The following is a 13636-nucleotide window of genomic DNA, read 5'->3' as shown; positions in this document are numbered from 1 at the left end:
ACCTTGGGTCCAGCTGACCTTGCTCGTGTCATCCAGGCCTACAACTCGACGCCCCGGCGCTGCCTGGGCTACAAAACTCCGGACGAAGTCTTCTATGAAACCGTTGCACTTCAAACGTGACACTGCATCCCCCCGCAGGGGAGAGGGAGTCGCGTAGTACTGGGGAATTGGGGTGGCGCCATGCGGTAAGTGAAGCAATGCCTGCTGCGCCCGGGGCGCACGTCGCCCCCGAAAAGCACGACATACTCCCCTCTCCCCTCGGGGGAGAGGGCTAGGGAGAGGGAGCCCGTAGGGAGAGAGGGTTAGCGAGAGGGGGCCTGCACCACCCCCGAAACCCTACCCCTTCGCCGCATTGATCGCGGCCCAGACCCGGCCCGGGGTCGCGGGCATGTGGAACTCCGTCACGCCAAGCTGTGCCAGCGCATCCGACACTGCGCTCATCCCTGCGGCCAGACCACCGACCGATCCGGCCTCGCCCACGCCCTTGACGCCAAGGGGGTTCATGCCCGTCGGCACCTCGTAGAAGCCGCAGTCATAGACCGGAAGGTCCTTGGCCCGCGGCATCGCGTAATCCATGAAGGAGCCGGTCAGCAGTTGCCCATCCTGCGCGTCATAGGTGACCTCCTCCATGAAGATCTGCCCCAAGGCCTGGGCCACGCCGCCCTGGATCTGCCCCTCGGCGATCTGCGGCTGCAGCACCCGCCCGATGTCTTCGACCGCGGAATAGCTGAGGATGTCGAACCGCCCGGTGTCCGGGTCCAGCTCCACCTCGCAGATGTGGCAGCCGTTCGGGAAGGTCGGCGCCTCGGGCGAGAACTCGCCCTGTGCCGCCAGGGGGATGCCCTTTTCGCCTGCGACCTTCGCCACCTGCTGCAGGGTGATCTCCCGGTCGGTCCCGGCGATGCGGAAGCTGCCGCCGGAATATTCGATATCGGCGATGTCGGCCTCCAGCTCCTCGCCCGCAATCTCCTTCGCGTCGGCCAGGATCGTCTCCACCGCGCCCTTCAGCGCCGAGCCGCATTTGATCATCGCGCCGGAGCCGCCCATGCCGCCGCCCTTGGCCACGACATCCGTATCGCCCTGCGCGTAAGAAATCGTGTCCGGTGCAATCTCGAACCCCTCGGCGGCCAGGTCGATGAGCGCGGTTTCCACCCCCTGCCCCGCCGAAAACGCCCCGGCGGCGACAGAGATCGTGCCATCGGCGTGCAGTTCGACATTGGTCCAGTCGGCCCCGCGCCGCCCCCACATGCCGCCGGCCGTTTCGATACAAAGGGCGAGGCCAAGGCCCCGCACCCTGCCGCGCGCGGCGCTGTCGGCTTTGCGGGCCTCGTACCCCGCCAGATTGGCCCGGGCGATGCCCGCCTCCATCACCTTTTCAAAGGCCCCGCTGTCATAACCGAAGTACCAGTTCGCGGGCCAGGGCATCTGATTTTCGCTGATCAGGTTGCGGCGGCGCAGTTCGATCCGGTCATGGCCCAGCTCGCGCGCGGCCTTGTCGATCAGGCTTTCGATCACCAGCGTCGCCTCGGGCCGCCCGGCCCCGCGATAGGGTGCGACGGGCACGGTGTTGGTCAGATAGCCCTCCAGCCGCCCGGCGATCACGGGCGTGGTGTAAACCCCTGCCACACCGCCGAAATTCAGCACCGGCGGTAGCGACCGGGCGGAGGCATAGGCGCCCATGTCGAGCCGCAGCAGCACGCTGAGCGCGGTGAAGTTGCCCTCGTTATCCAGCCCCAGCTCGGCCACGTAATCCACGGCGCGTCCACCTTCGTCCGACAGAAGGCCTTCACCCCGGTCCGCGCGCCAGCGCACCGGGCGGCCTAGCTGCTTGGCGGCCCAGAAGACCAGCATCTCCTCGCGCACCGGCCCGGATTTCATCCCGAACGATCCGCCGACATCCCCGCCGACAACGCGAATGTCCTTGGCCTCCATGTTGAAGGCCCCGGCCAGCGCCGCGCGCATGGCGGGCGGGTTCTGGTGGCTGGCGTAGAGGCCGAACCGTCCGCCCGGTTCGGGGCGGCCCATGGCATTGCGCGGCTCCAACGTGGCGGCGGCGACCCGGGTGATCGGCGCCTCGATCCGCACGCGGTGTGCCGAGGCCGCCAGCGCCGCCTCCGCCGCGGCCCAGTCGCCACGGCCCCATTCGGCGGCCAGGTTGCCGGGCCGGTCCTCATGCACCAAACGTGCGCCTTCGGCCATGGCATCGGCCATGGTCACCACGGCCTCGCGTTCCTCCAGATCGGGCATGACCGCCTCGGCCGCATCCATCGCCGCCTCGCGCGTCTCCGCCACAACCATGGCAATCGGTTCCCCGGCGAATCGTGCTTCCTTGTCGGCCAGCAGCGGGCGGTCCGTGGCGGTCCATTTCCGGCCGTCCGTCCCCTCCAGCGCCATGGGCGCCTGCACCGGGCCGACGCCATCCGCAGCCAGATCGGCGGCGGTGAAAATTGCCACGACGCCCGGCATGTCCCGAGCATCGTCGAGGTCGATCGCGCCAATCGCGGCCGCGGCATAGGGAGAGCGGACAAAGACCGACCAGAGCGCCCCCTCGACCTTCAGATCGTCGGTATACCGACCCTGCCCGGTGGTCAGGCGATAATCCTCAACCCGACCCTGGCGTGCTACTCGTTGCTCGGTCATCGAAGTCTCCTCTGGGCACTGGCCTCGGGGCCGCAGGTTAACCATATACGGCAGGGCGTCAAACGAATGCCGCGAAATGGTATGCCAAAATTTTGCGACGCCGCTGTTACACGGCCATGGCCGAGAGGCCCGCCCAGGCCTCCCGCATTTCCGCAACCAGATCGCCGACGATCTCCCCCGCGCTCTGCCCCGGGCCGGCGTGGGCGATGGCCGCCGAACAGGACATCAGCCCGACGTCCATATCCCCCGTGACGTAAGCGTTGCGCCGGGCATAATCGCCCTTCACCAGCTCGCCGAAATCCTCGTGTTTCACCGGCCGCCCGGCAAAGGAGGCCTCCATCTCCGCCACCTTCATCGCCGTCTCGTTCTTCAGCACGCGCCAGGTGTCCTTGATGGAGTGCAGCACGGCCATCGTGTCATCCATCCCCGCCGCCGCCATCCGCTGCGCATAGTTCGGATGCAGGTCGATCTCCGTCGCGGTCAGGAACCGCGTGGCCAGAACCGCCGCATCCGCCCCCTGCGCCAGACAGCCCAGAACCTGCCGCCCGGTGCCGATCCCGCCGCCAAGGGCGATCGGAACATCCACCTCCTTCAGCAGGTTCGACAGCAGGATATGCCCCGGATGCGGGTTCACGCCGGGATGCCCCCCGGCCTCCATCCCCACGAGGACCAGCGCATCCACCCCGTCCTTCGCCGCCTTCACGGCATGGCGGACCTGGGTGGATTTGTGGATCACCGTGCCACCGCGCGCATGGATCCTGTCGATCAGCGCGCCGGGGTGCGAGCCGGCGGTTTCGAAATGGCGGATGCCACGGTCCAGCGCGATCTCCACCCCAGCCTCGACGATATGGTTCGGCCGGTAGCGCGAGATCGAGAAGTTGACGCCAAAGGGATGCCCGTCGGCCAGGTCAATGCAGCGTTCCAGCCCGGCGGTGAAGGCCTCCGGGTCGGGATAGCTCTTCGCCGTCATGAAGGACATCGCCCCCGCCCGCGCGCAGGAGGCGACGAAATCGGCCTTGGACATCCACATCATGCCGCCCACGATGATCGGGTGTGGCACCTCGTACATCTCGGTCAGGCGTGTCTTGAACAGGGGCGCCGACATGTCAGACGCCCCGGAACACGGGTTTGCGCTTCTCGACAAAGGCCGTCATGCCCTCCTTCCGGTCGTCGGACTCCAGTACGATGGCGGCGTTGAGACGTTCGTATTGCAATCCGGCCTCAAGGCTGACCTGTAGGCCGGTATTGACCGCCCCCTTGATGAAACTGACCGACAGCGGCGGTTTTTCGGCAATCTGGTCCGCCAGCTCCAGCGCCGCCGCCATCAGCTCCGCCCCCGGGACGACACGGTTCACCAGCCCGTAGGCCAGCGCCTCCTCCGCCGTGATATGGCGGCCGGTGAACATCAACTCCTTGGCCAGTGGGGCCCCGATCAGGCGCGGCATCCGTTGCGTGCCGCCCGCGGCCGGGAAGGCGCCGAGGTTGACCTCCGGCAGGCCCATCTTGGCATGGTCCGCCGCGAACCGGATATCCGCCGACAGCGCCAGTTCCATCCCGCCGCCCAAGGCATAGCCGTTGATCGCCGCAATCACGGGACGTTCAAAGTTCTCGATCATCAGCGTCATGTCATGCGTCGCCTTCTGCCTGGCGTAATACTCCGCCAGGGGCAGCTTGCGCGTCGCGCGTTCCTTGATGTCCGCGCCCGCACAAAAGGCCTTGTCGCCCGCGCCGGTCAGGATCACGCAGCGCAGGTCGCGGTCCTCGATCAGCTTGGATCCGAACAGATCCGCAAGCTCCGGCTTCATCGCCAGGTTCATCGTGTTCATCCGGTCGGGCCGGTTCAGGGTCACGATCGCCACGCCATTGTCGCGCCGTTCGACCAGCAGGGACTCATACTCGTACATCTCACACCTCTTTCTGAAGGATATGCGCAATCGCGATCGACCCGAGGCCGATCATATGCGCCATGCCGATCTTCGCATCGGGCTGCTGCCGTTCCCCGTTGCGCCCGCGAAGCTGGTTCACGATCTCATGGATCTGGCCGATCCCGGTCGGGCCCAGGGGATGCCCCTGCCCAATCAGCCCGCCGGAGGAATTGACACAGCACTTGCCCCCGATGGCCGAGCCGCCGTCGCGCAGGAATTGCTGCCCCTCGCCCTTGGGCGCGAGGCCAAAGGTCTCGGTGTAAAGGATTTCCTCGATGGCGAAGGCATCGTGCAGTTCCACGCAATCCAAGTCATCCGCGGTAATCCCGGCCTCCGCATAGGCCCTTTCGGTCACCTCCTGCGCCAGGGTGACCGAGGGGATGTCCCGCCCGACCTGCGGCTTTTCGGATTGCAGGGCCGAGGCCGTCACCCGGATCGGTTCCGCCGTGATCCCAAGCCGCTTGATCGCCGCTTCGGAGCAGACGATGGCTGCCGCCGCCCCCTCGCCGCGCGGGCAACACATGAGAGAGGTCGTCGTCCCCGCCACCCGGTTGGCCGCCAGCACCTGCTCTACCGTGCGCGGTTTCTGGAACTGCGCAAAGGGGTTCTTGGACGCGTTCGTGTGGTTCTTCGACGCGACGCGGGCCAGGTCCTCGCCGGTCAAACCCTTCTCCTTGCTGAGGTATTCCGCCATGATCGCATACTTCACCAACGGGATCGCAGCGGTGTCGGAGAGGCTGTTCACAGCCTCCTTGCTGACCGCGCGCACCTGATCGCCGTATTTGTCCACGCCGACAGCCAGCGCCACGTCGCGGCGGCCAAGCGCCACCTCATGCACCGCCATCTGAAAGGCGGAAGACCCGGAGGCGGAGGCATTTTCCACCTGCGTACAGGCCAGCCCTGTGGAGCCGAGATGATTGAACATGATCCGCCCTGCCGCCATGCCGATGCCGGTGCATCCGATATAGGCGCTCTCCACCTCCGGAAAGGCGATCCCCGCATCCTTCAGCGCGGCGCGCACCGCCGTCAGCCCCATGTCGATATAGAGCGTGTCCGAAACGAACTGATATTTGTGCATCCCCACGCCGATCACATAGACCGGGCGGCCTTCACTCAACCTGGTCATGCGCGGTCCTCCACCGGGGCGAAACGGCAGGCGATCACCCTCTCCTCGCCCTTTGCGATCTCCACCGGCACGGCCTGAAGCATCATCTCGTCTTCATATTGATCCTCATCCCCCAACAGCATGACCTCCTCGATCATGCCCGGGGCGATCTCCGCCTCTCCGACGACCAGCGGCACTTGCAGGCTCGGCGTCAGCTTGGTGTGGAGCGTCAGGAAGGTCAGCAGCTTTGCCCGCCCGTCCATCGCCTCCTCACTTACATGCTCCGGCTCCGCCCCGCATTTCGGGCAGCCATAGCGGGTGAGCGGGAAGCTCAGCTCCCCGCATCTGGCGCAACGTCCGGCGCGCAGACTTAGCGTTCTGCCATCGGGCGACAGGGTATAGAGATCAGGTTTTTCAAGCTCCATCCGGCGCTCCTCCCAAAGCAATTTCGCCGTTGTTGACCGAAGAGTAGAATTTCATCCCCCATCAATCAATGAGAAAAGATTGCGCATTTGCAGGCAGGATGGCAGTTTGCTGACCAACGGGTAGAAACACTCACCCAAGGGAGGATATAAGAATGGACATGAATCTGACGGGCCGCACGGCGGCCATCACCGGCGGCGGCGGCGCGATCGGCCGCGCCTCGGCAAAGATGCTGGCGGCAGAGGGGGTTGCAGTGGCCCTGCTGGATGTCAGCGAGGAGGCAATGGCCGCCGCCAAGGCGGAAATCGAGGCGGATGTGCCGGGCGCTAAGGTCTTCACTCACGCCTGCGACGTGACCGACGTCGCCTCTGTCACGGCCGCCTTCGACGCGGCCGCCGTGGCGCTTGGTCCGGTCGATATCCTGGTGAACAACGCAGGCTTCAGCCGCGACAAATACATGACCAAGATGGTCGAGGAGGACTGGGACATCGTCCATGCGGTCGTACTGAAAGGCGCCTTCAACTGCTGCCGCGCGGTCCTGCCGGGGATGATGGAGCGGAACTGGGGCCGGATCGTCAACATGTCCTCCATGGCGAAGGACGGGAACCGGGGACAGACCAACTATTCTGCTGCCAAGGCCGGGCTGGTCGGCATGACCAATGCGCTGGCGCGCGAGGCCGGCGGGTTCAACATCACCTGCAACGCCATTGCCCCCGCACTCGTCGCCACCCCCCGCCTGAAGGCCCGCCCGGATTTCGACAAGCTGGAGGCGAGATCCAAAACCCTGACCGCGCTGCCCCGGCTGGCTGATGAATATGACGTGGCTCGGGTGGTCCTCTTCTTCTCCTCCTGCCTCGCGGATTTCATCACCGCGCAATGCATTGATGTGAGTGGTGGGCGTTAGGACGCAAGCACCGTCGACATCCCGGACGGGATGCGGGCGGCGGGCGCTTGAGATGGGTGCATAGCACCCATCCTACACTGAACGTCAAACCGTAGGATGGGTGCTCTGCACCCATCTTTCGCCACTGCGCAATGCATTGATGTGAGTGGCCGACGGTGAGGGCTGGCGGCGGTGCGTGTGAACACGCACCCTACCTCACCCCGTAGGATGGGTGCTCTGCACCCATCTTGCGCCATGTGATGGGTGGCAAGCCCCCATCCTACCCCTCACCCAACTCCGGCGCTGAGGGCGAAATCGCCCCCATCCCCCTCAACCGCACCGGAAAGGGCGTGATCGGCCCCGCATCCGTCTCCACCATCAACCCGCGTGCTGCGAAATGCTCCGAACCAGCCGCCTCGTCCGGGGTCAACACCGGCGAGGCCGGGACGTCGTACTCTTCGAACAGCGCCATCGCCTCGTCCCGCGACATCGGCGCGATTTGTTCGGCGAGGCGCGCGTTGATCGCCTCCGCCACCGGTCGCCGCGCCGAAATTCGGGCGTAGGCCGCATCGGCGAACGCCCCCATATCCAGCGCCCGGCAGGTCGCGGCCCAGAAGTGATCCTCCAGCGAGGCGACAGACACCGCGCCGTCCGTACAGGCAAAGACGCCATAGGCCGGGCGGACCAACGCCATGCGCCGCTGTTCTTCGAAATCCCGCACGTCGCCGTGGTTGTAGAGCGCGCGGCGCGTGTTCACCCAATGCGCCAGACAGTCGGTGATCGACAGGTCGATATGCTGCCCCTCGCCCGTCCGCGCCTTCTGCATCAAAGCCGCAAGAACCGAGCTGAGCCCATAGAGCGCCCCGCCCAGATCGGCCACCGGCAGGCCAAAGGTATGGTCCGGCGCCCCGCCCGGTTCGCCGCAAAGCGCCGTGACCCCCGCCAGCGCGAGGTAGTTCAGATCATGCCCCGGCGCTTTCACCCAGGGCCCCGTCGCGCCGAAGCCGGACATGGAGATATAGACGCAACCGGGGTTCACAGCCTGCACGGCCTCCCACCCCAGACCGAGGCGATCCATGACCCCGGGCCGGAACCCTTCGATCATCACATCCGCCTCGCGCACCAGGTCCAGCGCCTTGGCCCGGTCGCCCTCTTCCTTGAGGTTGAGAATAACCGAGCCTTTGCCCCGGTTCACCGTCCCGAATAGGCCCGGCGATGTCGTGCGCAACCCGTCCCCGCCCGGCGGACGTTCGACCTTGGTCACCCGCGCGCCCATCTCGACCATGCACTGGCTGAGAAAGGGCCCCGGCAGCAGTTCGGAGAAATCGACGACCTTCAGCCCCTCGAGCGGCGCATTCATGTCCGCACCACGATGACCGCATCCAACGCCATCGCCCCTTCGCCTTCCGCGCCAACCCAGACCGGGTTGAGGTCCATCTCCTCCACCTGATCAGCATTGGCGACGACATAGTCCGAGACCTTCTCGACCAGTGCCGCAAGCGCCGCGATGTCCCGCTTGGGCTGACCGCGATAGCCGGTCAGCAGCGGCGCGGATTGCAGCTCTCCGATCATCGCCTCGGCCTTGGCTTTTGTGACCGGCAGCATGGTGCGGGTGACGTCCTGGAACATTTCGACATAGATCCCGCCGAGGCCGAAGGTCATGACATGACCGAAGACCGGATCGCGGGCGACACCGACAAAGGCTTCGACCCCTCCGGCGGGCGCCATGGGCTCTATCAGCACACCGTCGAGCGTCGCGTCCGCTTTGGCAGATTTCACATTTGCAACAATTTGATCGTAATTCTCTGCTGCATCATGAGCAAAAACATTCAATTTCACGCCACCGACATCGGATTTATGGGTAATCTCCTCCGACACGATTTTCATCGCCACAGGCACGCCCATGCGCCTCACAATCTCCGCCGCCCGGGCCGCCGATGTCGCCAATTCCGGCGCCGTGACGGGCACACCGGCCGCCGCCAGCGCCTGTTTCCCCTCGACCTCCGTCATGCTGCGGGTCGCGCCGTCGGCCAGCCCGGTCGCCTGACCGATCACCGCCGGGGACCAGCCCCGGTCGCGCGTCGCCTGCCATTGGCCGTAGTCGATCCAGCGCCGCAGCGCCTTGCGCATGTTGCGGAGTGACCGGAAGGGGATCAGCCCGCCCCCGGCCAGCGTGGTGTAGCCCGCGCCCTGACGCTCTGACATCCAGATCGGGACGATCGGCACATCGGTCGCCTTCTGCGCCTCGATCAGAGACTCGCCGTTCACGACGGAGTATTGGCCGTAGTCCATCGGCTGCGGCGCCAGCACCAGCCCGACGTTCGGGTCCTGCGCGGTGATCACCAGCGACTCGCGGTAGACATCCGGATGCGAGATGGAGATGGAGGTCGTGTCCACCGGGTTCGCCGTCGCCGCGAAGGTCGGCAGTATCGCGTCGAGCTTTTCGCGCGTTTCCGGCGCGAACTCCGCCAGTTCCAATCCGCTGACACCCACGTTGTCCGCACAAAGCGACCCGGCCCCGCCGGAGGAGGCGAAGATCGCCAATTTCTCCTGCCCGGTCGGCATCTTGCGGACCAGCAGCTGTGCCACGTCGATCAATTCGTCCAGGTCGTCAACCTCGATCACGCCGAGGTCGCGGAAGACGGTCCGGTTGACCTCCGACGAGCCGGTGATTGACGCCGTATGCGACGCCGCCGCCCGCGCCCCGTATTCCGACCGCCCGACCTTCAGCCCCACCACCGGCTTCCCCATCTCCGCCGCCTTTTGGCAGGCTGCCGCGAACCGGGGCCCGTCCTTGAAGCCCTCGACCAGACAGCCGATCACCTTCACCTCCGGATCGCCCGCCATGTGGTGGATGAAGTCCGCCACCTGCAGATCGCATTCGTTGCCCGTCGACGCCCAGTTGGTAAATCCGACGCCCCGATCCTTGTGCTGCACCATGTTGCGGCCCAGCCCGCCGCCTTGCGTCGCCAACCCGATGGAGCCGGGCGCGATGTCGGACTTGTAGGCGGGCGAAAACGACATCCCCAATGGCATGTTGAAGTTCACCAGCCCCGGGCAGTTCGGCCCGTAAAGCCGGATGCCCGTGCGCTTCGATATCTCGACCAGCGCGGCCTCTTCCGCCTTGCCCCAGTCGTCGGCCTCCGAAAAGCCGGAGGTCAGGATGACGGCGAATTTCACCCCCATCTCCCCGGCCTGCTCCACCGCCGTGCGCACGCCCTTGGCCGGGATCACCACGACAATCACGTCGACCGGTTCCGGCAGGGAGGCCACGTCGGGATAACACGGCATCCCCATGACGTTTTCCTGCTTCGGGTTCACCGGATAAAGCCGCCCCTCGAATTTCGAATGCTCCACGATGTTCTTCATCGCGTGGTTGCCGATGGAATGCTCTTTCTCCGACGCCCCGATCACCGCCATGGAACGGGGCGCGAAGAGATAGGTCAGATCGGGGAACTGGTAGCCTGTGCTCATGTCCTTCATCATCGCCTCCTCAGGTGATGGCCGACAGGCCGAGGATTTCGCGGCCCGCGATAAGTGTCTGGATTTCCGAGGTCCCCTCGGGGATCATCCCGCCCCGCGTGTCGCGGAAGATGCGTTCGATCGGATAGTCGCGGGAATAGCCCAAGCCCCCGTGGACCTGCAGCGCCATATCCGCGACCTCGAACGCCGCCTGCGCCGCGTAGAGCTTGGCGATGGAGCAATCCTCCCGCGCCTCCTCCCCCGCATCCAGCCGGGAGGCGGCGGTATAGCCCAGGGCCCGCGCCGCCTTCACCCGCACCGTCATGTCGACGATGTGCTTCTGAACCAGCTGGAAAGACCCGATCGGCTTGCCGAACTGCTTGCGCGTCTTGGCATACTCCACCGACAGATCCAGCGCCGCCTGCGCCTGCCCCACGGCCCCCATGGCAATATTCACCCGCGCGGTGTTCAGACCCTGAAGCGTGCCAGAGAGACCGATCCCCTCCGGTCCGACCCGGTTCTCCTCCGGCACCTTCACGTCGTCAAATTCGATCTCCGCCGTGCCCGTGGGCCGCAGCACCATCTTCTCGACCTTGCGGGCGGCGTATCCGGGCATGTCCTTCTCGACGATGAAAGTCGACAGCTCCCCGTCGCTTGTGTCCGAATAGGTCTTGGCCAGGACCAGGCAGATATCCGCATTCACCCCGTTGGTAATCCACAGCTTGCGGCCGGAGATATGGTAATACCCATCCTTCAGAACCGCGCGCGTTTCCACCCCGCGGACGTTGGAGCCGACATTGGGCTCCGTCAGGCCCGTGCAGGTCTTCAGCTTGTTTGCCAGAAGCGGCTGAAGGTATTTCTCCTTCTGCATGTCCGAGCCATAGGCCGACAGCTTCTGGATCGTGCCGTTGGTGATATTCACGATGGTCCGCAGCGAGCCCCAGCAATAGCCCGCGCTTTCCATCATCATCGCCCAGGTCATGTATGGCAGATCGAACCCGCCATCCGCCTCGGGGATCTTGCCGCCGAGGTAGCCGAACTCCTTCAGGTCATCGAGGATCTCGAAGGGGAAGGTCGCGGCATATTCATGCTCGGCGATCATCGGTGTCACATTGGCGGCCAGCCATTTGTCGATCTGGTCTTTCAGCATCTGTTGTTCGCTGTCGAGCACGACGGACATGGTCTCTCCCCTTCGCTACCGGCGGTCAGCCCGACCGGAGATGATGTCATAACATTTGCGCGGACAGAGGTCCGGCGAGAAAACCCCGCCGCCGGGTTCCGGCGACGGGGCGAAGGCGGTTCTAGTTGAAGAACACTCCTGGCAGATAGAGCGCGATGTCCGGGATCAGAATGATCAGCAGCACCCCGATCAGCGTTACGATCACGTAAGGAATGACCGAGGCATAGATATCGCCCATGGTCACCCCCGGAGGCGCCACCCCCTTGAGATAGAAGAGGTTGAACCCAAAGGGCGGCGTCATATACCCCACCTCCATCATGATGACGAAGAGGATGCCGAACCAGATCGGATCAAAGCCCGCGGCCTGCACCACCGGCAGGAAGACCGGCAGGGTGATCAGCATGATGCCAACCGGATCCAGCACCATCCCGAAGAGGAACAGCACGAAGAGCATGAACGCCAGTGCGCCCCATTTGCCCCCCGGGATATAGCTCATCAGGTTGGAGATCAGCGACTGCGCCCCAAGCGCCGTATAGGCGGTGGAGAAGGCATGCGCCGCAAAGAGGATCCACATCACAAGCGCCGTCAGCTTGATCGTCGACAGGGCCGCATCGCTCAGCACGGTCCAGTTCAGGCGACGGTTGACGATCGACGCGACCATCGCACCGAAGACACCGATGGCCGCGGCCTCGGTCGGGGTGGCGAACCCGCCGAAGATCGACCCCAGCACCAGCGCCACGATCATGATCGGCAGGATCACCGCGCGCAGGGCGCGGAATTTCGCACCCCAGTCGGAGCGTTCCTCGGGCGGCAGGGCCGGCCCCATCTCGGGCTGAATCCAGCAGCGCACGCCGATGTAGATCGACACGAGCACAAACAGCAGAAGCCCCGGCCCGATACCGGCCGCGAAGAGACGGCCAACGGACACCTCGGTGATCAGCGAGTAGAGAACCATCAGGATCGACGGCGGGATCAGGATGCCCCAGCCCCCGCCGGCGTTGATGGCCCCGAGGGCAAGCTTCTTGTCATACCCCCGCTCCAGCATCTTGGGCAGCGCGATGGTCCCCATGGTCACCACGGCCGCGCCGGAAATGCCCGACATGGCCGCAAAGATCACGCAGATCGCCACGGTCCCGATGGCCAGACCGCCACGCAGGCCGCCCCACCACAGGTGCATCATGTCGTACAAGTCATTGGCCACGCCTGACTTTTCCAACAAGATCGCCATGTAGACGAAGAGTGGCACCGCCATCAGCGTCGACGATTGCATCGTCTCCCACATCTTGGAGGCCAACAGATAGAAGCCGATCGGCCCCATCTCGAAGTAGAGGAAAATGACGGACACACCGCCCAGCACGAAGGCCAGCGGCGTCCCGATCAGCACGAAGACCAGCAGCGCGCCGAAAAAGAGAAGGGTGAGGAGTTCGACGCTCATTCTTGAATGCTCCCGGCTGCAGCCGCATCGGCCGCGCGTTCCTCGGGCGCGAGCGCACCGAACGTTTCTTCATCGACAGGCAGGTCCATCAGGACCCGGATATCGGCCCAGAGACGGACAAAGCCTTGCAACAGCAGCAGGACCGCCGCCACCGGGATCAGGGATTTGGTCGGCCAGAGGGGGGCTTTCCAGGTGGAGTTCGACACCTCCATATCCTCGATGGCATCCTTGGCGATGTCATAGCCCTGCCACATCAGCACGATGACAAAGATGAAAAACAGCGGCCAGGTCACGATATCGACCAGGGCTTTGCGTTTTCGGCTGAAACTGCCGTAGAAGATATCGACGTTCACATGTCCGCGTTCGGCCAGAAGGAAGCCGCCCGCGATGATTGCGTAGACCCCGAAGATCAGGGTGGCCAGTTCGGCCGTCCAGATCGCGGGCTGACCGACGAGATAGCGCATCACCACATCCGCCAGCAGTAGGGCGAACAGGATCAGAACGGCCAGCGAGGCCCATTTCCCGATGAATCTGTTCAGGCGCGTTATGCCCCGGGCTAGGTTTTTCATCTTGTACTCATTTG

Annotated in this window: 11 protein-coding genes; 1 reads left to right on the top strand and 10 read right to left on the bottom strand. The window is 64.9% G+C overall.

Features of this window, described 5'->3' with window-relative positions; all coding sequences use genetic code 11:
* Positions 1–336 precede the first annotated feature (336 nt).
* The 5 genes from ACFC2Y_RS16850 to ACFC2Y_RS16830 all read right to left on the bottom strand — a co-directional run bounded on the left by ACFC2Y_RS16850 (position 337) and on the right by ACFC2Y_RS16830 (position 6095).
* Positions 337–2640: a xanthine dehydrogenase family protein molybdopterin-binding subunit gene (locus ACFC2Y_RS16850; protein ID WP_375176221.1), complete on the bottom strand. Its 2304-nt coding sequence runs from the start codon at positions 2638–2640 to the stop codon at positions 337–339.
* A 106-nt stretch (positions 2641–2746) separates the two neighbouring features.
* On the bottom strand, positions 2747–3745 hold the full coding sequence (locus ACFC2Y_RS16845) for an NAD(P)H-dependent flavin oxidoreductase (protein WP_375176220.1): 999 nt from the start codon (positions 3743–3745) through the stop codon (positions 2747–2749).
* 1 nt (position 3746) lies between these two features.
* Positions 3747–4544: an enoyl-CoA hydratase/isomerase family protein gene (locus ACFC2Y_RS16840; protein ID WP_375176219.1), complete on the bottom strand. Its 798-nt coding sequence runs from the start codon at positions 4542–4544 to the stop codon at positions 3747–3749.
* A gap of 1 nt (position 4545) precedes the next feature.
* Positions 4546–5691, bottom strand: a complete 1146-nt coding sequence (locus ACFC2Y_RS16835; RefSeq protein ID WP_375176218.1) for a thiolase family protein — start codon at positions 5689–5691, stop codon at positions 4546–4548.
* Positions 5688–6095, bottom strand: a complete 408-nt coding sequence (locus ACFC2Y_RS16830; protein WP_375176217.1) for a Zn-ribbon domain-containing OB-fold protein — start codon at positions 6093–6095, stop codon at positions 5688–5690. The genes ACFC2Y_RS16835 and ACFC2Y_RS16830 overlap by 4 nt, the downstream gene beginning before the upstream one ends.
* A 152-nt stretch (positions 6096–6247) precedes the next feature.
* On the opposite strand from ACFC2Y_RS16830, the gene ACFC2Y_RS16825 reads away from it, so the two are divergent.
* On the top strand, positions 6248–6997 hold the full coding sequence (locus tag ACFC2Y_RS16825) for an SDR family oxidoreductase (RefSeq protein WP_375176216.1): 750 nt from the start codon (positions 6248–6250) through the stop codon (positions 6995–6997).
* 259 nt (positions 6998–7256) lie between these two features.
* On the opposite strand, the gene ACFC2Y_RS16820 is transcribed toward ACFC2Y_RS16825, so the two are convergent.
* The 5 genes from ACFC2Y_RS16820 to ACFC2Y_RS16800 form a co-directional block, all read right to left on the bottom strand.
* The gene (locus ACFC2Y_RS16820) at positions 7257–8336 is read right to left on the bottom strand and encodes a CaiB/BaiF CoA transferase family protein (protein ID WP_375176215.1); all 1080 of its coding nucleotides are present in this window, start codon (positions 8334–8336) and stop codon (positions 7257–7259) included.
* On the bottom strand, positions 8333–10459 hold the full coding sequence (locus tag ACFC2Y_RS16815) for an acetate--CoA ligase family protein (RefSeq protein WP_375176214.1): 2127 nt from the start codon (positions 10457–10459) through the stop codon (positions 8333–8335). Before ACFC2Y_RS16815 ends, ACFC2Y_RS16820 begins: the two co-directional genes overlap by 4 nt.
* Before the next feature lie 10 nt (positions 10460–10469).
* A complete protein-coding gene (locus tag ACFC2Y_RS16810) occupies positions 10470–11618 on the bottom strand; it encodes an acyl-CoA dehydrogenase family protein (RefSeq protein ID WP_375176213.1) in 1149 nt (382 codons plus the stop codon).
* Between the two features lie 121 nt (positions 11619–11739).
* The gene (locus ACFC2Y_RS16805; protein WP_375176212.1) at positions 11740–13053 is read right to left on the bottom strand and encodes a TRAP transporter large permease subunit; all 1314 of its coding nucleotides are present in this window, start codon (positions 13051–13053) and stop codon (positions 11740–11742) included.
* Positions 13050–13622 carry a TRAP transporter small permease subunit gene (locus tag ACFC2Y_RS16800; RefSeq protein WP_375176211.1) on the bottom strand — a complete coding sequence of 191 codons (573 nt, stop codon included), beginning with the start codon at positions 13620–13622 and terminating at the stop codon, positions 13050–13052. The genes ACFC2Y_RS16805 and ACFC2Y_RS16800 overlap by 4 nt, the downstream gene beginning before the upstream one ends.
* Positions 13623–13636: the final 14 nt, after the last annotated feature.

This window comes from Pseudooceanicola sp. (assembly GCF_041987405.1).
GTDB lineage: Bacteria > Pseudomonadota > Alphaproteobacteria > Rhodobacterales > Rhodobacteraceae > Pseudooceanicola.
The sequence above is the reverse complement of the archived record's forward strand: the minus strand, read 5'-3'. Positions and strand labels throughout refer to the sequence as shown.